The organism is Bacillus sp. LB7 (genome assembly GCF_030449715.1).
Lineage (GTDB): Bacteria > Bacillota > Bacilli > Bacillales > Bacillaceae > Bacillus > Bacillus paralicheniformis.
On the sequence record NZ_JASGCA010000001.1, the window covers coordinates 330122 to 356566 of the forward strand.

At 45.3% G+C, this 26445-nt stretch carries 30 protein-coding genes, 1 other RNA gene and 1 riboswitch; of the genes, 23 read left to right on the plus strand and 8 right to left on the minus strand.

From position 1 onward, the window contains the following. Nucleotides 1-67: 67 nt before the first annotated feature. From QMZ64_RS01660 to QMZ64_RS01675, 4 genes are all read left to right on the plus strand, one after another. On the plus strand, nt 68-619 hold the full coding sequence (locus tag QMZ64_RS01660; RefSeq protein WP_265626629.1) for an SLOG family protein: 552 nt from the start codon (nt 68-70) through the stop codon (nt 617-619). 80 nt (nt 620-699) lie between these two features. Further along, nucleotides 700-996 carry a cell division regulator GpsB gene (gpsB, locus tag QMZ64_RS01665; protein WP_003182873.1) on the plus strand — a complete coding sequence of 99 codons (297 nt, stop codon included), beginning with the start codon at nt 700-702 and terminating at the stop codon, nt 994-996. A gap of 52 nt (nt 997-1048) precedes the next feature. After that, nucleotides 1049-1435, plus strand: an RNA gene (gene rnpB, locus QMZ64_RS01670) — RNase P RNA component class B. A gap of 94 nt (nt 1436-1529) precedes the next feature. Then, a complete protein-coding gene (locus QMZ64_RS01675) occupies nt 1530-2681 on the plus strand; it encodes a THUMP domain-containing class I SAM-dependent RNA methyltransferase (RefSeq protein WP_243941013.1) in 1152 nt (383 codons plus the stop codon). A 127-nt stretch (nt 2682-2808) separates the two neighbouring features. Here QMZ64_RS01675 and QMZ64_RS01680 read toward each other — a convergent pair whose 3' ends face one another. Further along, a complete protein-coding gene (locus tag QMZ64_RS01680; RefSeq protein WP_301441098.1) occupies nt 2809-3240 on the minus strand; it encodes a hypothetical protein in 432 nt (143 codons plus the stop codon). A gap of 525 nt (nt 3241-3765) precedes the next feature. On the opposite strand from QMZ64_RS01680, the gene QMZ64_RS01685 reads away from it, so the two are divergent. The 14 genes from QMZ64_RS01685 (at nt 3766) to QMZ64_RS01750 (ending at nt 18097) form a co-directional block, all read left to right on the plus strand. After that, on the plus strand, nt 3766-4128 hold the full coding sequence (locus QMZ64_RS01685) for a hypothetical protein (RefSeq protein WP_265626636.1): 363 nt from the start codon (nt 3766-3768) through the stop codon (nt 4126-4128). 202 nt (nt 4129-4330) lie between these two features. Beyond that, on the plus strand, nt 4331-4507 hold the full coding sequence (locus tag QMZ64_RS01690; protein WP_165427288.1) for a hypothetical protein: 177 nt from the start codon (nt 4331-4333) through the stop codon (nt 4505-4507). 108 nt (nt 4508-4615) lie between these two features. Further along, complete coding sequence (locus QMZ64_RS01695; protein WP_301441099.1) at nt 4616-6535, plus strand: ATP-dependent DNA helicase; 1920 nt, start codon at nt 4616-4618, stop codon at nt 6533-6535. Between the two features lie 115 nt (nt 6536-6650). Then, nucleotides 6651-8153, plus strand: a complete 1503-nt coding sequence (locus tag QMZ64_RS01700; RefSeq protein WP_265626640.1) for a carboxypeptidase M32 — start codon at nt 6651-6653, stop codon at nt 8151-8153. 140 nt (nt 8154-8293) lie between these two features. Continuing rightward, nucleotides 8294-8393, plus strand: a riboswitch (purine riboswitch). 117 nt (nt 8394-8510) lie between these two features. Beyond that, entirely contained in the window at nt 8511-9095 is a 585-nt protein-coding gene (xpt, locus tag QMZ64_RS01705; protein WP_243941003.1) for a xanthine phosphoribosyltransferase, read from the plus strand. Next, complete coding sequence (gene pbuX, locus QMZ64_RS01710; protein ID WP_265626642.1) at nt 9092-10408, plus strand: xanthine permease PbuX; 1317 nt, start codon at nt 9092-9094, stop codon at nt 10406-10408. Before xpt ends, pbuX begins: the two co-directional genes overlap by 4 nt. A 73-nt stretch (nt 10409-10481) precedes the next feature. Beyond that, nucleotides 10482-11033, plus strand: a complete 552-nt coding sequence (locus QMZ64_RS01715; RefSeq protein WP_265626644.1) for a GNAT family N-acetyltransferase — start codon at nt 10482-10484, stop codon at nt 11031-11033. A gap of 41 nt (nt 11034-11074) precedes the next feature. After that, complete coding sequence (locus QMZ64_RS01720) at nt 11075-12172, plus strand: type III polyketide synthase (protein WP_265626646.1); 1098 nt, start codon at nt 11075-11077, stop codon at nt 12170-12172. A gap of 7 nt (nt 12173-12179) precedes the next feature. Then, nucleotides 12180-12686 (plus strand): isoprenylcysteine carboxyl methyltransferase family protein, encoded by a 507-nt coding sequence (locus QMZ64_RS01725; protein WP_301441100.1) that lies wholly within the window; start codon nt 12180-12182, stop codon nt 12684-12686. 63 nt (nt 12687-12749) lie between these two features. Next, nucleotides 12750-12845, plus strand: coding sequence for a Fur-regulated basic protein FbpC (fbpC, locus tag QMZ64_RS01730; protein WP_003182857.1), 96 nt, complete (start codon nt 12750-12752; stop codon nt 12843-12845). 144 nt (nt 12846-12989) lie between these two features. After that, nucleotides 12990-16553, plus strand: a complete 3564-nt coding sequence (gene dynA, locus QMZ64_RS01735) for a dynamin GTPase (RefSeq protein WP_301441101.1) — start codon at nt 12990-12992, stop codon at nt 16551-16553. Between the two features lie 74 nt (nt 16554-16627). Then, nucleotides 16628-16897 carry a YpbS family protein gene (locus tag QMZ64_RS01740; RefSeq protein WP_065643900.1) on the plus strand — a complete coding sequence of 90 codons (270 nt, stop codon included), beginning with the start codon at nt 16628-16630 and terminating at the stop codon, nt 16895-16897. A 78-nt stretch (nt 16898-16975) separates the two neighbouring features. Continuing rightward, nucleotides 16976-17125, plus strand: coding sequence for a hypothetical protein (locus tag QMZ64_RS01745; protein ID WP_003182852.1), 150 nt, complete (start codon nt 16976-16978; stop codon nt 17123-17125). A gap of 84 nt (nt 17126-17209) precedes the next feature. After that, entirely contained in the window at nt 17210-18097 is an 888-nt protein-coding gene (locus QMZ64_RS01750) for a 5'-3' exonuclease (protein ID WP_409365385.1), read from the plus strand. 9 nt (nt 18098-18106) lie between these two features. Here the strand turns inward: QMZ64_RS01750 and sspL are convergent, their stop codons facing one another. Genes sspL through QMZ64_RS01765 form a run of 3 tightly spaced genes read right to left on the minus strand, consistent with a single transcriptional unit; the run spans nt 18107 to nt 19385 of the window. Further along, complete coding sequence (sspL, locus tag QMZ64_RS01755) at nt 18107-18253, minus strand: small, acid-soluble spore protein L (RefSeq protein ID WP_003182847.1); 147 nt, start codon at nt 18251-18253, stop codon at nt 18107-18109. Between the two features lie 42 nt (nt 18254-18295). Continuing rightward, complete coding sequence (locus tag QMZ64_RS01760) at nt 18296-18694, minus strand: reverse transcriptase-like protein (protein WP_265626653.1); 399 nt, start codon at nt 18692-18694, stop codon at nt 18296-18298. Next, nucleotides 18684-19385: a queuosine precursor transporter gene (locus QMZ64_RS01765; RefSeq protein WP_265626655.1), complete on the minus strand. Its 702-nt coding sequence runs from the start codon at nt 19383-19385 to the stop codon at nt 18684-18686. Before QMZ64_RS01765 ends, QMZ64_RS01760 begins: the two co-directional genes overlap by 11 nt. Before the next feature lie 93 nt (nt 19386-19478). On the opposite strand from QMZ64_RS01765, the gene QMZ64_RS01770 reads away from it, so the two are divergent. Together QMZ64_RS01770 and QMZ64_RS01775 are read left to right on the plus strand one after the other, a co-directional pair. Next, nucleotides 19479-20120 (plus strand): reverse transcriptase-like protein, encoded by a 642-nt coding sequence (locus tag QMZ64_RS01770; protein WP_301441102.1) that lies wholly within the window; start codon nt 19479-19481, stop codon nt 20118-20120. 14 nt (nt 20121-20134) lie between these two features. Next, nucleotides 20135-20320, plus strand: coding sequence for a zinc-finger domain-containing protein (locus QMZ64_RS01775; RefSeq protein WP_003182841.1), 186 nt, complete (start codon nt 20135-20137; stop codon nt 20318-20320). Nucleotides 20321-20388: 68 nt separating this feature from the next. On the opposite strand, the gene QMZ64_RS01780 is transcribed toward QMZ64_RS01775, so the two are convergent. After that, complete coding sequence (locus QMZ64_RS01780; protein ID WP_265626660.1) at nt 20389-20655, minus strand: DUF2564 family protein; 267 nt, start codon at nt 20653-20655, stop codon at nt 20389-20391. A 160-nt stretch (nt 20656-20815) separates the two neighbouring features. Between QMZ64_RS01780 and QMZ64_RS01785 the strand changes: the two genes are divergently transcribed. Beyond that, on the plus strand, nt 20816-20998 hold the full coding sequence (locus QMZ64_RS01785; protein ID WP_003182837.1) for a hypothetical protein: 183 nt from the start codon (nt 20816-20818) through the stop codon (nt 20996-20998). Nucleotides 20999-21052: 54 nt separating this feature from the next. On the opposite strand, the gene cspD is transcribed toward QMZ64_RS01785, so the two are convergent. Continuing rightward, on the minus strand, nt 21053-21253 hold the full coding sequence (gene cspD / locus QMZ64_RS01790; protein WP_003230776.1) for a cold-shock protein CspD: 201 nt from the start codon (nt 21251-21253) through the stop codon (nt 21053-21055). 284 nt (nt 21254-21537) lie between these two features. Between cspD and QMZ64_RS01795 the strand changes: the two genes are divergently transcribed. Then, complete coding sequence (locus QMZ64_RS01795; RefSeq protein ID WP_065643813.1) at nt 21538-22227, plus strand: AIM24 family protein; 690 nt, start codon at nt 21538-21540, stop codon at nt 22225-22227. 55 nt (nt 22228-22282) lie between these two features. Here QMZ64_RS01795 and QMZ64_RS01800 read toward each other — a convergent pair whose 3' ends face one another. Next, the gene (locus QMZ64_RS01800) at nt 22283-23434 is read right to left on the minus strand and encodes a diglucosyl diacylglycerol synthase (RefSeq protein WP_065643814.1); all 1152 of its coding nucleotides are present in this window, start codon (nt 23432-23434) and stop codon (nt 22283-22285) included. Nucleotides 23435-23703: 269 nt separating this feature from the next. Beyond that, a complete protein-coding gene (gene metA / locus QMZ64_RS01805) occupies nt 23704-24612 on the minus strand; it encodes a homoserine O-acetyltransferase MetA (protein ID WP_020451889.1) in 909 nt (302 codons plus the stop codon). A gap of 151 nt (nt 24613-24763) precedes the next feature. Here metA and QMZ64_RS01810 point away from each other — a divergent pair, with 151 nt between their 5' ends. Further along, on the plus strand, nt 24764-26443 hold the full coding sequence (locus tag QMZ64_RS01810; RefSeq protein WP_265627798.1) for a formate--tetrahydrofolate ligase: 1680 nt from the start codon (nt 24764-24766) through the stop codon (nt 26441-26443). Nucleotides 26444-26445 lie beyond the last annotated feature (2 nt).

Here is a 26445-nt window from a genome sequence, read left to right on the forward strand (position 1 = left end):
TGAGCAACAGAATATCTTTTAAAAAAATGGGGCGGAATACGGCCCCATTTTTTAGCAGGTGATTATCATGAAAGTATTGGCCGTTACAGGGTACAAGCCGTTTGAACTCGGGATTTTCAAACAGGATGACAAGGCCCTGTTCTACATAAAAAAAGCGCTTGAAAACCGACTGATCGCCCTGCTTGAGGAAGGCCTGGAATGGATCCTTATCTCAGGCCAGCTCGGTACGGAACTATGGGCGGCGGAAGTCGCGTTTTCGCTGCAGGAAGAATATCCCGACTTGAAAGTGGCGGTCATCACTCCGTTTTTGGAACAGGAAAAGAAGTGGAACGAGAAAAACCAAGAGCAGTATGAAGCTGTGCTCGCAGCCAGCGATTTCACTGAAAGCTTGACACACAGGCCGTACGAAAGCCCGGTCCAATTTAAACAAAAAAACCGGTTTTTCATCGAAAAGGCGGATGGCTTATTGATTCTGTACGACGAAGAAAGAGAAGGTTCGCCTGTGTATATGCTGAATGAAGCAAAAAAGGCTCAGGAAAAACGCGATTTTTCGATTTACACGATTACGATGGATGACCTGAGAGTTACCGTTGAAGAATGCAGCTTTTATGAAGAGTAAAAAGTGCAAGAGAAAATTTGACATTGCACACGTTTTCTGAAAAAATATAAGATGATGATTCACGATATGAGGTGAAAAAGATGCTTGCTGATAAAGTGAAGCTTTCTGCTAAAGAAATTTTGGAAAAAGAATTCAAAACAGGAGTCAGAGGCTATAAGCAGGAAGATGTTGACAAATTCTTGGACATGGTCATTAAAGACTATGAAGCCTTCCATCAGGAAATCGAAGAATTGCAGCAGGAAAACCTGCAGTTGAAAAAACAGCTTGAAGAAGCCAACAAGAGACAGCCGGCTCAATCAAATACGACCAATTTTGATATTCTAAAACGGCTTTCCAATTTGGAAAAACATGTGTTTGGAAGCAAATTATACGATTGATGAAAACCGCTTGCCCTTTAGAACAAACTAAGCTATAATAGTTTATGTCTTAACGTTCGGGTAATCGCTGCAGATTTTAAATCTGTAGAGGAAAGTCCATGCTCGCACGGTGCTGAGATGCCCGTAGTGTTCGTGCCTAGCGAAGTCATAAGCTAGGGCAGCCTTGCAGAAGGCTGACGGCAGGAAAAAAGCCTACGTCCTTTATGGATATGGCTGAGTATCCTTGAAAGTGCCACAGTGACGAAATCTCACTAGAAATGGAGAGAGTGGAACGCGGTAAACCCCTCGAGCGAGAAACCCAAATTTTGGTAGGGGAACCTTCTGGACGGAAATGAACGGAAAGAAGGACAGAGTTGACTCTGTAGATAGATGATTACCACCCGAGTACGAGGCTTAGCAGCCGACAGCAGTACGACGGAACAAAACATGGCTTACAGAACGTTACACACTATTATGATGATGACAATGTATAAGCTCTCCGCAGGTAGGAGAGCTTTTATCATGTAAAAAACATACATAAAACAGGTGATATGATGAAAACCTATACATTAATTGCAACAGCGCCGATGGGAATTGAAGCGATCGTTGCTAAAGAGGTGCGAGATCTTGGATATGATTGTACGGTTGACAACGGCAAAGTCGTGTTCGAAGGTGATGCCCTCGCCATCTGCAGAGCCAATCTGTGGCTGAGAACCGCTGACAGGGTGAAAGTGCAGGTTGCCGAATTTACGGCCAAGACCTTTGACGAGTTATTCGAGAAGACAAAAGCGATCGACTGGAGCGCCTATCTTCCTGAACACGCCTCATTCCCCGTGACGGGAAAGTCTGTTAAATCAGTGCTCGCAAGCGTGCCGGACTGCCAGCGCATCGTCAAAAAAGCGATCGCCGAGAAGCTCAAATCAGCGTATCAGACACAAGGCGGGTGGCTTGAGGAAACAGGCCCGGAATATAAAATCGAGGTCTCCCTTTTAAAAGACAAAGCGGTTATTACGCTTGATTCATCCGGAGCCGGGCTTCATAAACGGGGATACCGAACAGGCCAAGGGGAAGCGCCGCTGAAAGAAACCCTTGCTGCAGCATTGATTCTATTGACAAATTGGACGCCTGACAGACCTTTCGTCGATCCGTTTTGCGGTTCGGGCACGATACCGATCGAAGCGGCTTTGATCGGCCAAAATATCGCGCCGGGTTTCAACAGGGATTTTGCATCCGAAAGATGGGAATGGATCGGCAAAGAAGTGTGGGATCAAGCGAGGCTGGAAGTCGAAGACAAGGCGAATTATGACCAGCCGCTTTCAATTTCGGGGTATGACCTGGATCATCGTATGATCGAGATCGCCAAGGCGAATGCCGAGGAAGCGGGACTCTCCGATTTCATCGAATTTAAGCAAATGCAAGTAAAGGATTTTCGGACGAAAGAGGAATACGGCGTGATCGTCGGAAATCCGCCGTACGGGGAACGCCTCGGAGAAAAGAAAGCGGTCGAAGCCATGTATAAAGAGATGGGCGAAGCATTTGCCGGACTTGATACGTGGTCTGTTTACATGCTGACATCAAACGAGCGTTTTGAAGAGTGCTACGGGAAAAAAGCGACAAAAAAACGGAAACTTTTTAACGGTTTTATTAAGACGGACTATTACCAGTATTGGGGGAAAAGGCCGCCAAAATCGAATAAAGAGAAGTGAAGCTAAAAGGCTGCCATGAAACGGCAGCCTTTTTTTCTTTCCATAGCCGGAAAGCCGCCGAACGGCGTTTTTAAATTCGCGCCCCTCGGGTTTAATCCTTAAAAGCGCATGGCAAAACATCGATTCACTAGTAAATCCATGAATCCTTTTTCTTTTTATAAGACGAATCATAGCATTTTTTTCGCGGCTCATAATAGCAGTCTTTCCTGCAAGGTTTGTGGTAATCGTAGTCTTTTTTGCAATCATCATGGTAGTAATAGTCCTTTTTGCAATAATCGTAATCCTTCTTGCAAGGCTTGTGGTAATCGTAGTCTTTTTTGCAATAATCGTAATCCTTCTTACAAGGCTTGTGGTAATCGTAGTCTTTTTTGTAATCATCATGGTAGTAATAATCCTTTTTGCAATAATCGTAATCCTTCTTGCAAGGCTCATGGTAATAGAAGTCTTTCTTGCAGGGCTCATGATAGTAAAAATCTTTTTTGCAATAATCGTGATCCTTTTTGTAAGGATCATAATCATAATCCCAATAATCTTTCTTTGCCGGTTCATAATAGTACATAAACTCTCCACCTTTAGTCTATAAATTTTTAAGTCCCTACAGGGTATGATAGAAAAACAGAATAGACTGGGTTTTTATTGTGGATAAAGCGCACATTGTCTAACACAGTCCTTGCTATCTGATGTTAAGGTTTTGTTTGCCTGACAAAAGGGTGTTTGACCACTGTGAAAACGGTTAAACGTAAATGTTGATATTTGATAACTTCCCTGAAATTTTGATACAATCAAGATAAGAACGAACATTCGGTGGGGAGTTATCAAGGTGAGCAAAGCGTTTAGTACCGGCAACTTACGACACACCCAAAACAATGTGTCGCTACGAAATATCTTGGTTTTTATTTGTTGATAGTCGAATGACAGAGACATATGACAGTTTACGCCTCGCAAAAATGAATGTGCAGTCCTAATTCAACCATTGGCAGGATTGTTAAAAAGTGTTGATTTGCTGTTTTCAACAATCGAACTATATTGCTGAATAGAAATTTATAAATGTTGAGTAATTAAAAACGAAAAGTGAGGTTTGTATATGAATCCTGTCAGCCAAGAAATCCAAGATTTGTCCATTCAATCTTTGGAGTCAACTTTTAATAAACTAACAAATGCTTATAAAAGCACGACAGAAAAAGGTCCAAACACAACTCTTGTCAAAAAGAGACTAAACGCAGTAAAAATTGGTTTAGAAAGCCTAAAAGGTACTTGGAATGGAGAAGATTTTGGCTATAACGAAGAAATCATATTGACTTCTAAAGAAGTTTTACAAGGTATCATTCCATCTATTGAAAAACAAATAGCAAAAGCAAAAGAAGGCAGTCCTCAAAAAACATTAAATGAGCGTCGCTTGACTGCACTAAAACTGGCAATCGAATCTTTGGAGAACCGTCTTATATAAGACGGTTCTTAAATTTTTTAATTGTTCCGGAATCGGGTGAGTTACATAACAAGATTGAAGGAAAGGCCCTTTATTTTTGCGTATTTATCAACACCCAAATTTAGCAGAGCCTCAAAGAAAGAAAAAACATAAAATCAGCCTGTATAAAAACGATTCATCCTGCATATACTCGGGATTATTGATTTTGAAAAGGGGTGATTTCATGTTGAACAGCGATCACATTCAAATGATTCAAAAAGCGCTGGAGACGTCAGAAAACCAGCTCGAGGACATTGGCGATGAGCGCCTTACATATGCGAAGGAAGAATTGAAAAACGCGATCAGCCATATGGAATCGACGGATCATCCGTTTTTGACGCATTCGATTTACCGGAAATAGTTGAGAGAGGCTTCCTGCTCCTTTTTTCAAATCTTTCTTGTTGAATTTCCCGAATCATAGTGATAGGATAGAAGTTCTGAAAACTCGATAGTTGGGGGTTGGAGCAGGGTGACAGCATCTCGTCTGCCTTTTTCATTAACAAAAACAAAAAATTTTTATGAAGAACTGAACAATTGGATCGGTGATGTATTTTACGATATTCTTCCTGAAAAAGGCTTTGATTTGCGCGATGAGCAAATATTCATGGCTTTTCAATTAGAGCGTGCATTTAAGGAAAAGAAGGTCATGTTTGCAGAAGCCGGAGTCGGAACCGGAAAAACGCTCGTCTATCTTCTGTTTGCCTTGAGCTATGCCAGGTATACGGGCAAGCCGGCGGTCATCGCTTGTGCGGATGAGACGCTGATCGAACAGCTCGTCAAAAAAGAAGGCGATATTTACAAAATTTCCGAGCATTTGGGCTTGACGATTGACGCAAGGCTCAGCAAATCGCATGATCAATATTTATGTTTGAAAAAATTGGAGAAAACGATGCAGCGCTCTGATGATGAGAAATGGCTTGACCTTTACGAAAGTCTGCCGTCTTTCGTTCACGAATCGCAGGGCATGCAGACTTTTTATCCATACGGCGACCGCAAAGAATATTCGTCTTTATCAAATGATGAATGGTCTGAAATCGGCTACGATTCTTTTCAAGACTGTCTCACGTGTGATATGAGGCACCGCTGCGGACTCACACTGTCAAGAGACCATTATCGAAAATCAACCGATTTCATCATCTGTTCCCATGATTTCTATATGGAGCACGTTTGGACAGAAGAGGCGAGAAAACGGGAAGGCCAGCTTCCGCTTTTGCCGGAACACAGCGCTGTGGTTTTCGATGAAGGGCATCTGCTCGAGTTTCCGGCGCAAAAGGCGCTGACGTATAGGGTGAAGCAATCGACGCTCGAAATGTTTCTCGAGCGCCTGCTCGGCAATGATATCAGAGAAGAATTCGCAGAGCTTGTCGAAGAAGCGCTTCGCGCCAACGACGAATTTTTCGGTTTGCTTTCGGAAAATGCCGAAAAAGCAGAAGGCTCTGAGCGCATGCGCATCAAAGATCATGCCAATCTGAAAAAAGCGGCCGCCGAGCTGTATGATTTGCTTGAAAAAATCGGGGAGGCGCTCGTTTTTGAAGGCGAGCTGTACACGATTGACCAATACGCTTTAACCGTTGTCGAGGAGTATCTCGAACAGATGGCTTACTCCCTTTCGCTCTACAGGAAAAATGCGATCAGCTGGCTTGAGCAAAAAGAGTTCGAGTCGACATTCGTCGTCATGCCGAGAACCGTCTCCGAAGTTCTCGGAGAAAAAGTGTTCTCCAAGCAGATTCCGTTTATTTTCTCATCGGCGACATTATCGGAAAACGGATCGTTCGATTATTTGGCGACAAGCCTTGGAATCCGCGACTACTTATCATTTACCGTTGATTCGCCGTACGATTATGAAGAGCAGATGAAAGTGTACATCCATCGAATTGAGGAAAGAGAAACGAAAGAAAAAGCGGCAATCCGTGCAATCAAAGAATCGGGCGGGAAGACGCTGATCCTGTTTCCGTCTTTTGAGGAGCTTCTGTCCTTCAAGCGCCGGACTGCACAGGAATCATTTTCGTTTCCTGTTTACTTTGAAGGGGATGAAGAAATCAGTACAATCGTTGAAAAGTTTCAAACGGTTGAAGAATCCGTTTTGTGCTCTGTGCATCTATGGGAAGGGCTCGATATTCCCGGAGACCCGCTGCAACATGTCATCATCTGGTCGCTTCCTTTTCCGCCGCATGATCCTGTGTTTGAAGCGAAGCGGAGCGGTTTGGAAAACGCCTTTCGCGAAGTAGACCTCCCTTACATGCTGCTAAGACTGCGCCAAGGCGTCGGACGTCTGATCAGATCAAACGGCGACCGCGGCACGATCAGCATTTTTGCGGACGATGAACAAGAATGGAATGTAATAAAAGAAGTCGAATCTGTGCTTCCTGTTCAGCCGGTCTATGTATAAAGAAAAGCGGACATTCCGCTTTTCTTTTTTTTGCCCGCATAAAAGTTGACTTTCGTAAATATTTCCATTAGTCTGATTACAATTCGCATCATATAAGGGAAGAGGAGGATGAATGATGTCGATCAATACATATGAAAAAGAGTTTTTAGAAACATTAAAGAAAATCAGCCGGTATGAGCAGGCGATTAACGTGATGTATTGGGATATGAGAACGGGCGCGCCGAGAAAAGGCGAAGAAAGCCGCGCCGAAGCGATCGGCCAATTGTCGGCAGACGTCTTTCAGATGAGAACGTCCCCGCGGATGAAGGAGCTTTTGGATGGCCTCGCCGAGCAAAAACAGGATCTGCCTGCCGATACACAGAAAGCGGTTGAGGAAGCGAAAAAAGAATACGATTTAAACAGCAAGATTCCGGAAGAGGAGTTCAAAGAATATACGACGCTGACATCCAAAGCGGAATCCGTCTGGGAAAAAGCGAAAAAGGCGTCCGATTTTTCTCTCTTTGCTCCGTATTTAGAAAAAATCATCGACTATAAAAAACGGTTTATCTCGTACTGGGGATATGAAGGCCACCCTTATAACACCCTTCTCGATCAATACGAGCCAGGCGTTACAGTCGAAAAGCTCGACGGCCTTTTTTCTGAATTGCGGGAGGCGATCGTTCCGCTTGTGCAAAAGATTGCCGCCAGTGATCAAAAGCCTGATACGAGCTTTGTGCACGAACGTTTTCCAAAAGAGCGGCAGCGCGATGTATGCCACTTTTTCTTAAAAGAACTGGGCTATGATTTTGAGGCGGGGCGCCTGGATGAGACGGTTCATCCTTTCCAGGTGACGATCAGCCAAGGGGATGCCCGGGTGACCACAGCTTATAATGAAAACGATTTTCGCTCGGCTGTTTTCGGAACGATTCATGAATGCGGCCATGCCATTTATGAACAGAACATTGATGAAGCGCTGGGCGGAACCAATTTAGCAGACGGCGCATCAATGGGGATACATGAATCCCAATCCCTTTTCTATGAGAACTTTATCGGCAGGCATCAAGGCTTTTGGAAGCGGTATTTTGAGAAAATAAAAGAAGCAAGTCCTGACCAGTTTGCAGGTGTTACTGCCGAAGGGTTCTACAGGGCCGTTAATGAATCAAAGCCGTCGCTGATTCGGATTGAGGCTGATGAGCTGACATATCCGCTGCATATTATGATTCGCTACGAAATTGAAAAAGCGATTTTCAGCGGGGAAGTATTGGTCGGAGACCTTCCGAAACTATGGAATGACAAATATGAAGCATATCTGGGCATTACGCCTCCCGACGATGCTAAAGGAATTTTACAAGATGTCCATTGGTCCGGCGGTGATTTCGGTTATTTCCCTTCATATGCGCTTGGATATATGTATGCGGCTCAACTGAAATCAAGCATGCTGAAAGATTTCCCTGAGTTTGACCGCCTGATTGAAAACGGCGAATTTCAACCGATCAGAAAGTGGCTGACAGAGCACGTTCACATCCACGGCAAAAGAAAAAAACCGCTGGACATCATCAAGTCTGCGACAGGCGAAGAATTAAACGTCCGTCATTTAATCCGCTACCTGAAAGAAAAATATACAACACTCTATTTGTAAAAAAAGAAATCCCTCCCGTGTGCCCGGGAGGGATTTTCAGGTCAGAATTTTCTGTTAAATACGAACATTCAACTGAAAAAATGTGTGCAGGTTCGTCTTTTTTTGTTTTATCCCTTTTCATTCAGATCGAAAGTTGATATAATTTGATACATTATATCACTCATATAATCGCGTGGATATGGCACGCAAGTTTCTACCGGACACCGTAAATGTCCGACTATGAGTGGGCGCTGAGAAAACGAACGTCTTTTAGTGAAACAGACGGAATTCGTCTTTTTAAGCATTGCCTGCTCGCATTCAAAATCCGAGCGGACAATGCTTTTTTTTATGAAGGCAATTGATGAACGGAGGGGTTTAATGGAAAAGCTAAAACGAAAAATTGCAGAGCATGGCACGGTGTTGTCTGACGAAGTGCTGAAAGTTGATTCATTTTTAAATCATCAAATCGATCCGGAATTAATGCTTGCTGTGGGCGAAGAGTTTGCCTCGCTTTTCCGGGAGGAAGGCGTCACAAAGATTGTGACGATTGAATCCTCAGGGATAGCACCTGCCGTGATGGCGGGCTTGAAGCTGGGCGTGCCGGTAGTATTTGCAAGAAAGCGTCAATCGCTTACCTTAACGGAAAATCTGTTGACGGCCTCTGTCTATTCCTTTACAAAGAAAACGGAAAGTACGATCGCCGTATCAGCCAGCCATCTTTCAAAGAATGACAAAGTTCTGATCATCGACGATTTTTTGGCAAATGGACAAGCGGCGAAAGGGCTTGTTTCCATCATTGAGCAGGCCGGCGCAAAGGTGTGCGGAATCGGAATTGTCATCGAAAAATCATTCCAAACGGGCAGGGAGGAGCTTGACAATCTTGGAATCAGAGTTGAATCCCTTGCGCGTATTGCATCTCTTGCCGATGGAAAAGTTACCTTTTTACAGGAGGTTGGGTCATGAAACTTACGGCCGGTAAAACCGTTTCATTAAGCATTCAGCACGTCCTGGCCATGTATGCAGGAGCTGTTGTCGTGCCGCTGATCGTCGGCGGCGCTCTCGGCTTGACGCCGGCCGAGCTGACATACCTTGTGTCTGCCGACATTTTGATGTGCGGTGTGGCGACACTGCTGCAAGTTTGGAAAAACCGCTTTTTCGGAATCGGCTTGCCTGTTGTATTGGGGTGTACGTTCACAGCCGTTTCCCCGATGATTGCGATCGCTTCGAAATACGGTATTCCAGCGATCTATGGAAGCATCATAGCAGGCGGTGTGATTGTCGTTTTCGTTTCTTTTTTCTTCGGAAAGCTTGTTAAGTTTTTCCCTCCCGTGGTCACAGGATCGGTCGTCACGGTGATTGGGATCACCTTGATTCCCGTTGCGATGAACAACATGGCCGGCGGTGAAGGCAGCAGCGATTTCGGCGAGCTGTCCAATCTTGCATTAGCTTTTTCCGTTTTGCTGGTCATCGTCCTTTTATATCGTTTTACAACAGGATTTATCAAATCAATTTCCATTTTAATCGGTTTAATCGCAGGAACAGCCGGCGCCGCTCTGATAGGGAAAGTTGATTTTACAGAAGTGGCAAACGCAGGCTGGGTGCAGATGATCCATCCGTTTTACTTCGGCGCTCCTGTTTTTGAGGTCACACCGATCTTGACGATGTCTCTCGTGTTGATCGTCAGCCTTGTCGAGTCTACAGGCGTCTACTTTGCATTGGGTGATTTGACGGACCGCCGCCTGACAGAAAAAGATTTGGCAAAAGGATACCGCGCTGAAGGGATTGCCGTACTGCTGGGCGGGATTTTCAACGCCTTCCCTTATACGGCCTATTCCCAAAACGTCGGCCTCGTTCAGCTGACAGGGGTTAAGAAAAACAGCGTGATCGCGCTCGCTGGAGCTTTTCTTATTCTGTTGGGGCTGTTTCCGAAAGCCGCTGCTTTAACGACGATCATTCCTAAACCTGTGCTCGGCGGCGCTATGGTCGCGATGTTCGGCATGGTGATCGCCTACGGGATCAAAATGCTGAGCCGGGTTGATTTCGGAAAGCAGGAGAACTTGTTGATCGTAGCGTGTTCAGTCGGAATCGGCCTCGGCGTGACAGTCGTACCGCAAATGTTTCAAAACCTTCCTGATGCCGTCAAGCTTTTGACAGAGAACGGAATTGTCGCGGGAAGCTTTACAGCCATTCTTTTGAATGCGATCTTTCATATCCATCCGTTTTCTCGTCATGCTGAACAGCCTGAAGCAGTTCCAACTGAAAAATCCGCCGTTTAAAACCTCACAGATTGTGAGGTTTTTTTGCGTTGCGGATTAGCCATACTACCGGTATGAAGAGGAGGCATAACGAATGGAAACTGTGAATGAGCTTGTCGAACGCATCAGCACGAAAGACGGCGGTGAAGCCGTCATCCGTCCCGTCAAAATGGCGGATGCCCCCGACATCATTGAAGCGGTAAAAGATGTGATTCAAACCGGTGTTTACATTCAAAAAGAACGGCCGCGCACACTTGAGGAAGAGCGGGCATTCATCAGCGATATGATGGAAAAGGATAACATGTATGCGGCGGTTGAAATCGATGGTGCGGTGTACGGAATTGCCCGGGTCATTCGCGGCGACCTCAAAATGAAGCGGCACACGGGGCTGTTCAGAACATGGCTTCACAGCAAAGCGCAAGGGCTTGGGATCGGCAGGGAAATCATGTCCTACACCCTCAACTGGTGCAGGCTGCATCGTCTGCATAAGCTCTGCCTGACCGTATTTTCCGCAAATCAAGCAGCGCTGTCGCTCTATGAGAAAAGCGGCTTTATCATTGAAGGGGTTCTAAAGGAGCAGGTTTTGGCGGATGGGAAATATGAAGATGAAGTGCTGATGGCCTATTTTTTCGAGAGGTCCACATAAGGCCGGGCGATTCGGGAGACGCTGTAAATAGAGGTGGTGTTATGGCCTATGTCATTTCGGCGGGGACAAGCCTTCCCCGCTTTCATGTCGACCAGGAGAAAGCGGCCGTTTTTGCGAGGGAGATGTTCAAAGATTCATTTAAAGACATTGACCGGCTGCTGTCAGCTTTCCAAAATGGAGAAATCGCTTCAAGACAATTTGTCATGCCTTTGGATTGGTATAAAGAAGCCAGGAGCTTCAAGGAAAAAAATCAGGCGTACATTGAAATGGCTGTCAGACACAGTGCAGAAGCCGTTTCGAATTGCCTGTCAGACGAACGGTTTTTGAAAAAAGAGATCCCTTTCGAAAAAATTGAAGCGATTTTTTTTATATCTTCTACAGGCATCTCGACTCCCGGCATTGAAGCGAAGCTCATGAACATTCTGCCTTTTTCAAAACGGACGAAGCGAATTCCGATTTGGGGGCTCGGCTGTGCAGGAGGAGCTTCAGGTATAGCGCGGGCATTCGAATACTGCAAAGCGTTTCCAAAAGCCCATGTCCTTGTGATTGCGACGGAGCTGTGCAGCTTAACGTTTCAAAAGGATGATCAATCGAAAAGCAACCTTATCGGCACATCTTTATTTGGCGATGGAATCGCCGCGCTCTTAATGTGCGGCAAGGAAGCGGATATCTCATCAGCCGGATTGGAGGTTCTTCCGGAAGTAGTGAGCTCACAATCAGCCACCTTGGAAGATTCGGAAGATGTCATGGGCTGGGAAATCAATGACAACGGTTTCCGGGTCGTTTTTTCCAGGGACATTCCGACATTGATCAAAACACATTTAAAGAACGATGTCGAAGCATTTCTCCATAAGGAACAAATCGCTTTGGAGAACATTCAAGTATTCCTGGCCCATCCGGGCGGAAAAAAAGTTCTCGACGCTTATTTGGAAAGCCTCGGCTTTTCCGAAGTGCACATCGACTGTTCACGAAAAATTTTGGCCAGGCACGGCAATATGTCATCGGCCACTGTGATGCATGTTTTAAAAGAATATTGCTTGCATGGCAGTCCCGTGCCGGAAAAATACGGTCTCTTAGGGGCGCTCGGTCCGGGCTTTTCATCGGAGCTGCTGCTCTTGAAATGGACAAAAAGAGAGTGACTGACACATGTTTTTTTGGACGATTTTAAGCATTTTTGCCGCCCAGCGCCTGCTTGAGCTGGCAGTCGCGAAGTTCAATGAAAAAAACGCTCTGAAAGAGGGAGCGGTCGAATACGGGAGACGTCATTACCCTTACATCGTCGCGATGCATGTTTTGTTTTTCATATCTTTGATTTGGGAAACGATCGCGTTTCAACGCGGACCCCTTCCGATGGCGCTTGTCGTATTAACAGGCCTCATCTTCACTCAGGCCCTCCGGTATTGGGCGCTCTCTTCTCTGGGGAGATGCTGGAACACGAAAATCCTTGTCATCCCTGGAACGAACCTTGTCCGAAAGGGGCCTTATCAATGGTTCAAACATCCGAACTATGTGGCGGTGGCTCTTGAATTTCTGCTTTTGCCCTTGCTTTTCCAGGCATACGCCACCGCACTTTTATTTACGGTGCTCAATGCTGCTGTCATGTACATCCGCATCCGCACGGAAGAACAGGCATTAGAAAAATTACACCATTGAAAATGATTATCATTTCATTTATAATGATGATAAACATTCTCATTATAGGATGGTGAGTCGCGTATGACGATGTTTTTTTTGCTGGCGGCGGTCAGTACATACAGTTTATTGATTGGTTATGTTTTAAAAGGTATCGCAGGAGCGAATCCGCAAAAATAAATAAATACACGTGCTGAAGCTGCCGAAACCGGCAGCTTTTTCTCGTTTTTTCTTTCAGATTGTGAAGAAAAATACAGCAAGGTTGTGTAAAATGGGAGAAAGGGCTAAGATGGCAAACAACAACGCATAAAAGGGGTAGGAAACATGGCACAAATAAACACGAAAGACGATCTGATGAAAAGAGCCGGAGCGGTTTTCGGGGAGCTCAGGAAGAACGGGGATGACAAGCGGTCGGCACAGCTTGCGGGAATCATCCGAAAATGGCTGAGAAAAGAAGTGTACATCGCGTTAACCGGACATTATTCAGCAGGAAAATCATCGCTATTGAACGCACTGCTTCAGGAAGACGTCCTGCCGACAAGTCCGATACCGACGAGCGCCAATCTTGTGCTGGTCCGCCGGGGGGAAATGAAAACAACACTCCATACGATCGATGGAAGGTACGCCCGGATGGATGGCTCTTATGATAAAGAAAAAGTGCAGGCGTACTGCAGGGACGGCAGCCAGATTGAAATGGTGGAAATCGAGGGGCATTTTTCTGGAATCGCGCCTCAAGCCGTCTTAATTGACACGCCCGGAATTGATTCGACGGACGATGCCCATTTTTTATCGGCGTCTTCGATTCTTCACCAGGCGGATGCCTTGTTTTATGTCGTGCATTACAATCATGTCCATTCCGAAGAAAATGTGAAGTTTCTTCGATCAATAAAAGATAAGATACCCAATATTTTTTTCATCGTGAACCAGATTGACCGTCATGACGAAGCGGAAACAGGCTTCCATGTCTATAAAAAGCAAGTGCTTGATATGCTGCTGAAAGAAGGGCTCAATGAAGACCATCTCTTTTTTACATCTGTCACCGAAGCCGGTCATCCGCTGAACGAATTCAACCGGCTTCGCGCTGTGCTGGAAAGGCTGCAGCATCAATCCGAACAGCAGCTAAAGGCATATACGGAGCAAAAAATCAGCAGTCTGATTCATGAACATATCAAAATGCTGATCAGTGACGAAGATACGGCTCTGTCTGAAGAAACCGCTTCCTCAAGAGAAAAAGTCGAGGCTGTAAAAGCGCGGCTTGCCGATTTGACAGAACAGGAAAAACGGGCGGAGGAACAAATCCAAAAAGACATTCAAACGATTGCCCAAAATGCGAATTTAACGCCGTTTGAGATGAGAGAGCTGGCCAAATCGTATTTGGAATCAATCGAAAAAGGTTTTAAAAAAGGATTTCTTTTCAGTAAGGCCAAAACGCTTGAAGAAAAACAAAAACGAAAAGAAGTGTTTCTTGCCGACGTCCAAAAAAGGGTTCAAGCCGAAATTGACTGGCATGTCATTGAAGCAATTAAGGCTTTCATGAACCGCTTTAACGTCCAGAATGATGAACTGCTTCGGGACGTTGTTCAATTTCGGACGGAGGTAGATGAAAATGAACTGCTTCATTCCCAGAAAAAAGGGGCTGAGCTTACTCCGGAATACGTGCTGAACTATACGAAAGAACTGGCTGAAAACATCAGAAGAAAGGCAAAAAGACAAGCGCAGCCGTTTATCGACCAGCTCAAAACGTTCATCAAAGAAAGAATCGGCCTGCAGGCGGAAGCGATGAAAGCCGAATATGAAGCGGAACAAGCGAAGCTCGCCGAGCGCGAAAGCCGGTTGATCGAACAGCAGAAGTCATATGAAAAAGCAAATCGTCTCTGGGATCATTGGGAACACGGCGATCTGAGCGAGCTGCCAGAAAATTGGTATGCCGCCGAAAAAAAGCCTCTTGAAAAAACGCTTGATGCCCGACGGGCGGAACCGGTCCGTGTGCAAGAGGAGAACAGCAGCCGTAAAGACGAGGCGCTCCATCCGAAAAAGGGCGTTTCTGAGTACATTGAGCAATTTTTTGAACTGGCCCGGTTTTTGGCGGATATCCCGGTTTTGGAAAAGCAGCGAAAAGCATTCCTGGACAAAACGGAACGCCTACATACTAGGAAGTTTACCCTGGCGCTCTTCGGCGCATTCAGTTCCGGCAAATCGTCTTTTGCAAATGCGCTTTGCGGGAGGAAAGTGCTGCCGTCATCGCCGACGCCGACAACGGCAACGATTAATAAAATAACAAAACCGTCGGGAACCAAAAGGGATGGGACAGCAGAAGTCGTTTTTAAAACGGAAGAGGAAATCAGAGCGGAACTGGATCAGCTTTTGGAGGGGAAAATGGCTGCGGCAAAAGGCTCCGCTTTTGCCGAAAAACTTGGAAACCTCTTGAAAAAAAGAGATCTGCACGATGATGAACGGCTGCTGATCAAGAACTTCCTCAAAGCTTATGAGCGCTATGGTTCATATATCAACAATCAGGAAATCCTGACGATTTCCGCTGACGATCTGCATCCGTATGTCGCTGAAGAACAAACGGCCTGTGCCGTCCGTGAAGTTACCGTTTATTTGAGCACACCGGTCACGGAGAAAGGAATCACGATCGTCGATACACCGGGGGCCAGCAGCATGAATAAACGGCATACAGAGCTTGCGTTTCAATACATGAAAGATGCCGATGGTTTGCTTTACTTAACATACTACCAGCATGCATTTTCCAAAGCGGACCGGTCGTTTTTGCGCAAGCTCGGGCTCATTAAAGACGCTTTCAGCATGGATAAAATGTTTTTTATTTTAAATGCGGCTGATCTCGCGGAAAGCCCGGCCGAATTACAGACGGTTGAAGACTATGTAAGGGGAGAGCTCTTGAAAGAAGGCATTCAAAATCCGCACCTGTACCATGTATCGAGTAAACAGGAGCTCAGCAAGAAAGCTTCGCCGTACAACGACTTCAGCAGATTGAAGAAGGAGCTCGACGATTTTATTGAAAACGGTTTGGCCAGAACAGCTGTCGAAGAGCTGCTTGATGAAGGAAAAAAACTGTGTGAAACCGTCTTTCAGCTCCGCCGTTCACTGCACCGTTCCGCTGAAGAAACGGAAGCGGAGCAAAAGCGGATCGCCAAAGCTTATCAAGAGGCTTTGACTGCCATTGAAGAAGCAGAGAAGGGATCATCAATCCTTCAACTGACCGAAAAGGATGTGGAAGAGCAATTTTACCACATGAGGCAGCGCTTGGCCTTTTATGCACACGATTTATTTAAAGCTGCGATCCATCCCGGGCTTCAGAACGGAGATTGGCGCGCCAATCTGCAAACCGCTTTGAAAAGCTGCTTAAAGGAGTATGAATTCGAATTTTTGCAGGAACTAAAAGCGCTTGATATCAGAATGGAAAACATCATGCTCAAGTATGCGGGCGAACAGTGGGCCAATTCCGTAAAAGAGCGGCTTGCCGATAATCCTTATTTTTCGGTCCACATCACAGCTGACCGGCCTGAGACCAACAGTTGGGAAACGGCTGAAGTGTCAGCGGATGAAAGGGAATTTGCAGATGAACTGAAAATGTTCAAAACGCCTAAAACGTTTTTCCAGCAAAATGGAAAAGCCCGGCTTGTCGAGGCGTTTACTGCAAAGCTTTCGGCCATCACGAACGAATGGATTCAACGTGAAAAGCGGACATTTTTAAACCGCTGCAAAACGAGCGCCGGACAATTACAGAAAGCGGCTGTTCTGTCCGCAAAAGCTCAACTCGAAGAACAAAAAGAAGCGTACCTTCATGAGCCGTTGGAAAGCGCAGAGCGTGAAAGCATTGAAAAAGCGCATGCCTTGGCAGGCGAATGGCTCCGCTCAAGTTGAATCAGATTGATATGGGTATGGATATCTGGCTGGCAGACATGATAGACTGTATAAAAAAAGAAGGGAATTAGATGATGACAAACGTTCATGAAGCAATTACAGCACATTCCAAAAAACAGCACCAGCACATCAAGCAGTTCGTGCGTCTCGAACAGGAGAGGGAAAAAGCGATCGATGAAGCGGTTGACAAGTGCCGGCGAAATGAAGCATTTTCAACCGACCTCATCAACCAAATTACCATGCAGATGAACGAATTGGCCAAAAAAGGCATCGTTCCTACGAGACGGCTCGTCTCGAAAGAAATGGTCGCCGAATACGTCAGCCGAAAATATCCGCAGGCCTAACTGGTGAATCCTTCCGCGTGTGGCGTCATGTTTTTTTGCAAAACATAAACATGAACCGCCCGCTGGAGGTGAAGTGTAATGGGAAGAACAAAGCTTGGCAATGCGAATGCACAGCGAAACAACAACGCTAAAAAGAAGAACGGCTTTAACACTGAATTTGCGACTGAATCCTATTCGCAAATGGAAGCCGCAAAATTAATTTCTAGCAAAAAACAGCACCAAAAATAGAAACAGCGTCGATTGACGCTGTTTTCATCATTTTTGCTCCTGTGGTACAATAAGTGCATTGTATGATGAAAGGAAGTTTCCATAATGAACAAGAAGCTGCTGCTTATAGACGGGATGGCTTTATTATTCCGGTCTTTTTTTGCGACTGCGGTGCACCGCAATTTTATGCTGAATGACAGAGGCGTGCCGACAAACGGGGTTCACGGCTTTTTAAAGCATCTGTTAACCGCGGTGTCTGCGTTTGAACCGAGTCATGTCGTCTGCTGCTGGGACATGGGGAGCAAAACGTACCGCAACGATTTATTTAAGGACTATAAAGCGAACCGGGGCGAGCCGCCGCTAGAATTGATTCCGCAATTTGACATGGCAAAGGAAGCGGCGGAAGGGCTCGGGATTTTAAATATCGGCCTTGCGGGCTATGAAGCCGATGACTGCATCGGCACGCTGTCAGCGATGTTCAGCGAAGAAGCGGAGATCACGATCGTCACCGGTGATAAAGATTTGCTTCAGCTTTTAACAGTCAATGTTAAAGTCGCCCTGCTTCAAAAGGGAATCGGCAATTATAAAGTATACACGGAAGAATCATTCAGTGAAGAGACCGGTGTCGAGCCGAAGGCTTTAATTGACATCAAAGCGCTGATGGGTGATACAAGCGATAACTACCCGGGTGTAAAAGGCATCGGCGAAAAGACGGCCTACAAACTGATCAAGGAATATTCGACTGTTGACCGGCTGCTGGAAAACATCGGTCAGCTGACAAAAGGCCAGCAGACGAAAATAACCGAATGTCTTGAAGACCTGAAGCTGTCCAGAATCCTTGCAGAAATCAAATGCGATGTACCGCTTTCCTGCTCATTGGACGACGCGGACTTCACCTTGATGCATGACAGGGCGAAAGCGATGCTGAGACTTCATCAAATACGGGGAATCGAACCGCTGCTGATGAAATTCGAAAAAAGAGAGATCGGATAACCGATCTCTCTAATGTTTTGTATTGCTTTTTTTCGCCCGGTTTTCAAGCTCGGTTTTTGGGTCTGTATGCCGGTTATCCCGGTTCAATACAATATCTCCCTGGGGCGTGACACCGCCTGTCAGGCGGCCTCTTCCTGCTGAATGCTGTTTTTCCACATGAACCACCTCACTCGTTATGATGTGCAGCGGGAATGGATTTTACTCGGGGTGGTTCAGCAATATCGCCTTTTTCGCAAGCTTGTCAGCCGCCTGATTAGACTTCGAAGGAATCCACTTGATAAAAAATAAATCAAAATCCCTTTTTAAGCGGATGATTTCATCCAGATAAGGCTTAAATGCCTGATTTTTGACAAACTCCGAATCCGCCGTGCGCTCAACGATCTGCGAATCGGTCCGAAACGAAACGATCCGATAGTTTCGTTCGGCGCACAGCTTCATTCCTTCGATCAGCGCCTTGAATTCCGCTTCATGGTTGCTCAGTAAGCCGGCGGGAAGGGAGAAGGACTCAGTCTTCTGACCGTCTTTGATGAAAATGCCAAGTCCGGACGGTCCGGGATCACCCGCGCTTGCTCCGTCGATATAGACCTCAACCGGCATTGTTTTCACTCCTTTCATCCAAAGGGATGATTCTTTTAGCGGCATAAGCGTACGGCGCTGCGAAAACGGCGACAACGAATTTCAAGACGTATGTCGTGATGAAAATCTGAATCCATACATCGAGCGGATAAGCGCCCATAAATGCGACGCTTGTAAAAATCAACGTATCGAGCAGCTGGCTTAGAGCTGTGCTGCCGCTGTTGCGAAGCCACAGTGCCCGATCGGAAGGAAATAACCTTCTGATTCCCGAATATACATAAACATCAAGCGTTTGGCTGATGATATAGGCGAGCAGGCTGCCGAGGGCCACGCGGGGCAAGAAGCCGAATATCGTCTCCAGCGCAGGCTGTGCGATGTCTTCCGGATGCGGCTTGAACAGAAGCGCTCCCTGCATGACGAGCGTCAAGGCAATCAGAATGAAAAAACCGATTGAAACGGCTTTTTTCGCTTCTGCCTTTCCGTATCTTTCATTGATGACGTCGGTCGCAAAAAATACGCTTCCGTACAGGATGTTGCCGAGTGTCGCGGTCAACCCGAACAGCTCGACCGTTTTGACCACCTCGATATTGGCGGCGGCTGTCGCAAAACTGATCCAGACAAATAAACCGGTTTTGCCAAATCGTTTAAAAAAGAAGAGAACAATGATAAAATTAATGATCGCAAAACTAATCCATAATATTTCGTTAAACAAGAACGGGTACTTCCTTTCTGAATAAACTGTTTTGATTATAGCATAACAAGCCATAATTTGAATAAAGGTGATTTTGTGAAACTGAGAGCAGGTATGAAAATCAAGATTAAAGGGTCTTCACCGATTCCATTTACAGCTGATGAATGGATCGAGGTGAAAGAGGCAGTGGCGGCCGGGCGTCAGCTTTCTCAAAGTCCGTATGTGACTGAACTTGAGTTCGAAGATGAGAAGGGCAGCTTTTGGACTCTGAAAGAGCTGGAAAAGCTGAAAGAAGAGCTTGCGGCTGAACCGGATGAGATCACCGTCTATTTTGACGGCAGCTATGATAAAGAAAGTCAGCTCGCTGGTTTAGGCATTGTAATATATTACTCCCTCGGCGGGGACCGGTATCGATTGAGAAAGAACAAGAGCTTTCGGCTGACAACGAATAACGAGGCGGAATATGCGGCTCTCTCTGAAGCCGTTAAAGAGCTTAGAGATCTCGGGGCAAGCAGGAACTCCGTCGTCATTAAAGGGGATTCGCTCGTCGTGCTTAACCAGCTTGAAGGGAACTGGCCATGCTATGACCCCGTCCATTCGAAATGGCTGGACAGAATCGAAAGCCAGCTTCAAAAATTAAAGCTCACGCCCACCTATATTCAAATCAGCCGCAATGACAACAAGGAAGCGGATCAGCTCGCAAAAAAAATGCTTGAGCATACCATTGTGGAAAGCCAAATCAAACTAGATGAATAACGGAGATGAACGTTTTGGATAAGAAAGAGATCTTTAAGGAACTCACACATTTGCAGGACACCTACTGTGAAGGGTGCTTCATCAAAAAACACTTCAGAAAAGAATACGGAAAAACGTATGCCCACGCATTTTGTATCTCAAAATGTACGGTCGGGGAAAAGCTCCGCACCTATGGAGACGTGCTGACAAACAAAAATTGATCCCTTTACCATTCCCCAATAGGCCATCATCCTTGGGCCGCGTAAAAAAACCGCTGAACGCGGTTTTTTTAATGCTGTGATTCGTCAAGCTGGTGCTGGCAATCAATTAATATGTTGAGCTGTTCGTTTAAAAAGTCTTCATCCAGTGCGGATAGTTCCTCAGCCTGTGACAGCTGTCTGGCATCTTCAATCGATTGATACGCCGATTTCAGCAAAGTGGAGCTTTTTTGCCTCGTCGCCAATCCCGTCGTCTTTTGTGCGGTTTCTACGGCTATTTCAAGCTGCTTGCGCTGATTAAATCCCGTTACGAGATCATCGCGATGTTCTGAGTTCATGATCATACACCTCCGACAAGTATTTTTTCTAAAAAAGGCATTTTTATGTGTGAAATAGAAAAAATAAAGTAAAATTAATCCGATATAACTATTGAACCTAAAAAATATAAGTCTTTATTACTAATTTAGGTAATCATGAAAAAAAGGAGTCTGAGGAACAGTGGAAAGCAATGAACTGCAAACCGTTCTTCACAAGACATTTGTGGAGGTATATAAAGATCTTGAACAGCTCGTTGATATCGCGAAAAAGGGGCGTCCATCTCTCGAGAAGAACATTGAGGAAATCGAGCAAAGGTTGAAGCAAAATATACTGGCAATCGAAATTCAGCTGAAAATTAAATAGGAGAGGCAAAAAATGCCTCTCCTCTTATTTGAAGTCTCAATTGTCTTGATTTTGTTAAAGCTTTACAACGTTAGATGCTTGAGGTCCACGATTACCTTCAACAATCTCGAAAGAAACTTCTTGTCCTTCTTCTAGAGATTTGTATCCGTCACCTTCGATTGCAGTGAAATGAACGAATACATCGTCTCCGCCTTCAACTTCGATGAAGCCGAAGCCTTTTTCATTGTTAAACCATTTTACTTTACCGTTTTGCATATTGCTTAATCCTCCTAGTACTGTAGCACAATGTGCTAAAAAAAATTTTCATCATCTAACGGTGTTCTGCTAAATGATGGTTTCACTATACACTATCTATGGAGGCTTCGTCAAGCTGTCAAGAGAAAAAAATGAACTTTAATGCTTTTTTAAGGAATTTCTTTGAAATCGTTTTCAGTTTCTGGTTATTGATCATTATTTTTCGCAAAGTGGACGAAACATTTTAAGCGTCAGCCCGTATATAATAAAACCAATATCAGGAATGCGAAGAGGAGTGTTTATAGATGAACCGTTATTCGGTTGATGAGTTTGTATCCAAAACCCAGCAGGAAGACAAAGGGGAGGGGCTGTTTGAAATGGAAACACCCCGTCTCTTGGAAGTTAATCTCGATGGAAAAGTGTGGGCAAAGGCCGGTTCGATGGTTTCCTACAGGGGAAGAGTCAAATTTAAGCGTGAAGGGGTATTTGAACACGGAATTGGACGGATGGTGAAAAAAGTATTCAGCGGCGAAGGGGCTGCACTGATGAAAGCGGAAGGAAACGGAAAGGTGTACCTCGCGGATCAAGGAAAGAAGATTTCCATCTTAAACTTGAAGGGGGACTCCATTTTTGTGAACGGGCACGATCTGCTCGCATTTGAGCCGTCGATCGATTGGGACATCAAACTGATGAAAAGAATTTCCGGCATGCTGGCCGGCGGATTGTTTAACATTAAGCTTGAGGGTACTGGAATGGCTGCAATCACAAGCCATTACGAGCCGCTCACTTTGATCGTAACCCCGGAAAGCCCAGTCTATACCGATCCAAACGCAACGGTTGCCTGGTCTGGAAGCCTGCAGCCTGAATTTGTGACAGATGTATCTTTTAAGACGTTCATCGGCAGGGGAAGCGGGGAATCGATCCAAATGAAGTTTTCAGGGAACGGGTTTGTCGTTGTACAGCCGTTTGAGGAAGTTTATTACTCGGAATCTTAATATTAGACGAAAAAAAACACTTGCAGAGCAAGTGTTTTTTTGAATGGAATTTTTTTTAGGACAGCGCCCGGACAGTCTGTTTTTTGTTCATGATGATTTCAGACTGCTCGATAATGTCTGTCAGGATGACTTCTGATGAATTGGATAAATGCAGGCTTTTAATGTTTTTCTTCATTTCGTTTAACTTTTTCTCATCAGCCAAAAGGGAAGAGACTGATTCAAGAATTTCCTCATGCCTGTTGACGACGATGGCAGCTCCTCTGTCTTCGAAGAACAGGGCATTTTCCTTTTCCTGCCCGGGAACAGGCTTGTAAAGGATGACAGGAACGCCGATTGCCGTGGCCTCTGTCAAGGTAATTCCGCCCGGCTTTGTGATCATGCAGTCAGCCACCCTGAACAGCTCGTCAATTCTTTCGATATAACCGAGCGATTTCAGCTTGTTTGGATAAAGGGCTTCAATGTCTTCCAGTGAAGATTTCAGCATCGTATTTTTTCCGCACACAACGACGACTTGAACATCTTCTTCCGTCACCAGAGATTCGCACAGTTCTTTTACGTTTTTCAGAACCCCGTGTGCGCCTGCCATGATCAGCAATATCTTCTTGTCGGGAGACAGCTGATACTTCTCGTAGATTTTATCTTTGTCCATTTCTTCTTCAAACTGCCTGCGGATCGGAATACCCGTGATCTTGACATTGCTCGGGTGAGTGCCGATTTCGAGCAGTTTTTCCTTCACATAATCAGTTGCTACGTAATATTTATCAATATGTTCGTGGACCCAAATTTTATGAAGGCAGAAATCTGTCATGACGTTAAAAGTCGGAATGACTTTTCCCATTCTCCGTCTGTATTCGGGCACGACAATCATTGGAAACGTATTGATGATGATGTCTGGCTGATGTTTTTTAACCAGTTGGTCCAGCCGTTTATTTCCCATTTTGAAATAAATATTAAACTTTCTTTTATTGTAAATTTTATCGACCCCATAGTAGAACAGACGATAAAACTGTTTACCGATTGAGAAGCTTTTCAGGTAGAGATACTGTGTGATCTCTGACACAATCGGGTTTGATTCTTGATACAAATTCGAAACAGTTACATTCTTAAAACCGAGCCGTTCGCACTCTTGGTAGAGCGTTTTGGCTACTTGAACATGGCCATTTCCGTAATTTGCAGTCAAAATTAATATATTTTTATTGGTATTCAAGCATATTCACCTCAATTAATTCAAACAGCAAGAGCTAAAATGGTAAAAAAACAGGAGTCAATGTCCACACATACCATACCATAAATATTATTTTAATTATAAATGAAGAACAAAAATTAAGGTATTTTTAAAGTATGGATCGGCAGGAAAGCACTGGGTTCCTTATTATTCCTGCTTTCGCGGCAAAGCCGAAACCCCTAATGGAAGACTAACCCAACTGTATTTTAACACATTTTGAAGGTCTTGCATCAGACCAGGGCATGAGAATTTCATTTCCACTCATATGGTGTTTCCTGGTAAACGTAATAGTTCAGCCAGTTCATGAACAAAAGAGTCGCATGAGCTTTCCAGCGGTTTACAGGCGCCGCGCCGTCCGGCCCGTCTTTAAAATAATTCACCGGCGGATCAATGTCCATGTTCCTGGCCAAATCCCTTTCATACTCTTCTTTAAGAGTATCTGTATCATACTCAGGATGTCCAGTTAAAAAAACTTGTTTTTCATCTTTTGAAGCAATTAAACAGACGCCCGCTTCATCGGATACGCTGAGCACTTTTAAATGGGACACGGCTTTCAGGTCATCCATATTGATATCTGTATGCCTCGAATGCGGGACATAGTAGAATTCTTCAAAGCCTCTGACAAGTCTTTCATTTTTCTCCATTATTCTGTGTTCGAAAACGCCAAATGTTTTTTTCGGCAGTTTGACTTTGCGAATTCCGTAGTGATGATACAGTCCCGCCTGCGCTCCCCAGCAGATGTGAAGCGTTGACGTGACATGCGTTTTGCTCCACTCTAAAATCTCCTGAAGTTCTTTCCAATAGGACACTTCTTCGTACTCCAGGTGCTCGATCGGCGCACCGGTAATAATCATGCCGTCGAATTTTCTGTTCCTGATTGAAGAAAAAGTTGTATAAAACTGTTCCAAATGCTGCCTTGGTGTATGTTTTGGCGTGTGTGTAGACGGTATTAAAAAAGTGAAATATACCTGTAAAGGAGAATTTCCGAGCATCCTGAGCAGCTGTGTCTCGGTCCTGATTTTCTGCGGCATCAGATTAAGAATTACAATATTTAAAGGTCTGATGTCCTGATGAAAAGCCCGTTTTTCATCCATGACAAAAATATTTTCACTTTCAAGAATCTGCTTCGCTGGCAAATTGATAGGTATGTTGATAGGCAACACGCCACCTCCGGTTTTCTCCGCTGATTTTTCTTCATTATAGGAACTTTTTGGCGATATTTCAATGTGTGAATTGTGTTACAATGAAAGAAGTGTGTGAAAAATATGGAAAATCATCGTGTGATGAACCAAAAGGAGGCTCCTCTTGCAAATGAAATCCCATTTATCAGACATAGAAATCGCCCAAAGTACAGAATTAAAACCGATTGCCGAAATTGCACGGAAGCTCAATATAAATGACGATGAAATAGAGTGTTTTGGTTGCACAAAAGCAAAAATTTCTTTAAAAATTTTTGAGCGTTTGAAAGAAAAAAACGATGGACAGGTGATTTTGGTAACTTCCATCAACCCGACCCCGGCCGGCGAAGGGAAGTCGACTGTCACCGTCGGATTGAGCCAGGCGCTCTGGCAGATTGGCAAAAAATCGATCGTTGCACTTAGGGAACCTTCACTCGGTCCGACAATGGGACTGAAAGGCGGGGCTGCCGGAGGAGGGTATTCCCAGGTTCTTCCGATGGAGGATATCAACCTCCACTTTACAGGAGATATGCATGCGATCACAGCTGCGAACAACGCTTTGGCGGCTTTTATAGACAATCATATTCATCAGGGGAACGAATTAAACATCGATATTAGAAAAATCGTCTGGAAAAGGACGCTTGACCTCAATGACAGGGCACTGCGCGAAACCGTTGTCGGCTTGGGCGGAAAAGCGAACGGATTTCCCCGGGAAGACGGCTTTGACATTACTGTCGCATCGGAAATCATGGCCGTTTTATGCCTGGCCGGAGACTTGGCTGATTTAAAAAGGCGCTTGGCGGCAATGATCGTTGCCTACACCGTTGACGGACAGCCGGTGACGGCCGGCATGCTCGGTGTCCAGGGAGCGCTTGCCCTCTTGTTAAAAGATGCCATCAAACCAAACCTTGTTCAGACTGTTGAAGGAACACCGGCGCTCGTCCACGGTGGCCCGTTTGCAAACATCGCTCACGGGGCAAACAGTTTGATCGCGACGAAAACGGCGGCGAAACTGGCTGATTATGTCGTGACTGAAGCGGGATTTGGCGCGGATTTGGGTGCGGAAAAATTCATGCACATCAAAACGAGAGCCGGCGGGTTCACCCCGGGAGCGGTCGTGATCGTCGCCACCGTCAGAGCGCTGAAAATGCACGGCGGGACGCCTCTCGCCGATTTGAAGCAAAAAGACGTAAAAGCATTAAAAAGCGGAATCGCAAACCTTGCGAAGCATATCGAAACGATAGACGCCTTCGGTCTTCCGTACGTTGTGGCCGTCAACAGATTTGTACACGATGCGGAGGATGAGCTTGAGACGGTTCTTGGCTGGTGCAGGGAAAACGGACATCCGGCTGCACTGTGCAATGTTTGGGAAGAAGGCGGAAAAGGCGGGACTGACCTGGCAAGGGAAGTCATTCATGTCATGGAACAAAAGGACAATCGTTTTTCCTATTTATATGAATTAACCGATTCGATCGAAGACAAATTAACCAAGATTTCCCGCACCGTTTATGGAGCCGAAGGGGTAGAGTTTACCGAAAAGGCGAAAAAGCAGCTGCTGGAATTGAAAAAGAACGGATTGGACGGGCTGCCAGTATGCGTGGCCAAAACTCAGTATTCTTTATCAGATGATCCGGGGAAAATCGGCAGGCCGAAAGGTTTTAGCATCACCGTCCGTGAATTAAAACCATCGAGAGGCGCGGGATTTATCGTCGCTTTAACTGGCAGCATTTTAACAATGCCCGGGCTGCCGAAACATCCTGCTGCACTTAAAATGGATGTCGGTGAAGACGGCAGGGCCAAAGGGTTATTCTAAAA

What these genes read in the sequence shown, in the direction of transcription:
- QMZ64_RS01660 (WP_265626629.1), top strand. Translation starts at nt 68, where the DNA reads ATGAAAGTATTGGCCGTTACAGGGTACAAGCCGTTTGAACTCGGGATT.
- gpsB (WP_003182873.1), top strand. Translation starts at nt 700, where the DNA reads ATGCTTGCTGATAAAGTGAAGCTTTCTGCTAAAGAAATTTTGGAAAAA.
- QMZ64_RS01675 (WP_243941013.1), top strand. Translation starts at nt 1,530, where the DNA reads ATGAAAACCTATACATTAATTGCAACAGCGCCGATGGGAATTGAAGCG.
- QMZ64_RS01680 (WP_301441098.1), bottom strand. Translation starts at nt 3,240, where the DNA reads ATGTACTATTATGAACCGGCAAAGAAAGATTATTGGGATTATGATTAT.
- QMZ64_RS01685 (WP_265626636.1), top strand. Translation starts at nt 3,766, where the DNA reads ATGAATCCTGTCAGCCAAGAAATCCAAGATTTGTCCATTCAATCTTTG.
- QMZ64_RS01690 (WP_165427288.1), top strand. Translation starts at nt 4,331, where the DNA reads ATGTTGAACAGCGATCACATTCAAATGATTCAAAAAGCGCTGGAGACG.
- QMZ64_RS01700 (WP_265626640.1), top strand. Translation starts at nt 6,651, where the DNA reads ATGTCGATCAATACATATGAAAAAGAGTTTTTAGAAACATTAAAGAAA.
- xpt (WP_243941003.1), top strand. Translation starts at nt 8,511, where the DNA reads ATGGAAAAGCTAAAACGAAAAATTGCAGAGCATGGCACGGTGTTGTCT.
- pbuX (WP_265626642.1), top strand. Translation starts at nt 9,092, where the DNA reads ATGAAACTTACGGCCGGTAAAACCGTTTCATTAAGCATTCAGCACGTC.
- QMZ64_RS01715 (WP_265626644.1), top strand. Translation starts at nt 10,482, where the DNA reads ATGGAAACTGTGAATGAGCTTGTCGAACGCATCAGCACGAAAGACGGC.
- QMZ64_RS01720 (WP_265626646.1), top strand. Translation starts at nt 11,075, where the DNA reads ATGGCCTATGTCATTTCGGCGGGGACAAGCCTTCCCCGCTTTCATGTC.
- QMZ64_RS01725 (WP_301441100.1), top strand. Translation starts at nt 12,180, where the DNA reads ATGTTTTTTTGGACGATTTTAAGCATTTTTGCCGCCCAGCGCCTGCTT.
- fbpC (WP_003182857.1), top strand. Translation starts at nt 12,750, where the DNA reads ATGACGATGTTTTTTTTGCTGGCGGCGGTCAGTACATACAGTTTATTG.
- dynA (WP_301441101.1), top strand. Translation starts at nt 12,990, where the DNA reads ATGGCACAAATAAACACGAAAGACGATCTGATGAAAAGAGCCGGAGCG.
- QMZ64_RS01740 (WP_065643900.1), top strand. Translation starts at nt 16,628, where the DNA reads ATGACAAACGTTCATGAAGCAATTACAGCACATTCCAAAAAACAGCAC.
- QMZ64_RS01745 (WP_003182852.1), top strand. Translation starts at nt 16,976, where the DNA reads ATGGGAAGAACAAAGCTTGGCAATGCGAATGCACAGCGAAACAACAAC.
- QMZ64_RS01750 (WP_409365385.1), top strand. Translation starts at nt 17,210, where the DNA reads ATGAACAAGAAGCTGCTGCTTATAGACGGGATGGCTTTATTATTCCGG.
- QMZ64_RS01760 (WP_265626653.1), bottom strand. Translation starts at nt 18,694, where the DNA reads ATGCCGGTTGAGGTCTATATCGACGGAGCAAGCGCGGGTGATCCCGGA.
- QMZ64_RS01770 (WP_301441102.1), top strand. Translation starts at nt 19,479, where the DNA reads ATGAAAATCAAGATTAAAGGGTCTTCACCGATTCCATTTACAGCTGAT.
- QMZ64_RS01780 (WP_265626660.1), bottom strand. Translation starts at nt 20,655, where the DNA reads ATGAACTCAGAACATCGCGATGATCTCGTAACGGGATTTAATCAGCGC.
- cspD (WP_003230776.1), bottom strand. Translation starts at nt 21,253, where the DNA reads ATGCAAAACGGTAAAGTAAAATGGTTTAACAATGAAAAAGGCTTCGGC.
- QMZ64_RS01795 (WP_065643813.1), top strand. Translation starts at nt 21,538, where the DNA reads ATGAACCGTTATTCGGTTGATGAGTTTGTATCCAAAACCCAGCAGGAA.
- QMZ64_RS01810 (WP_265627798.1), top strand. Translation starts at nt 24,764, where the DNA reads ATGAAATCCCATTTATCAGACATAGAAATCGCCCAAAGTACAGAATTA.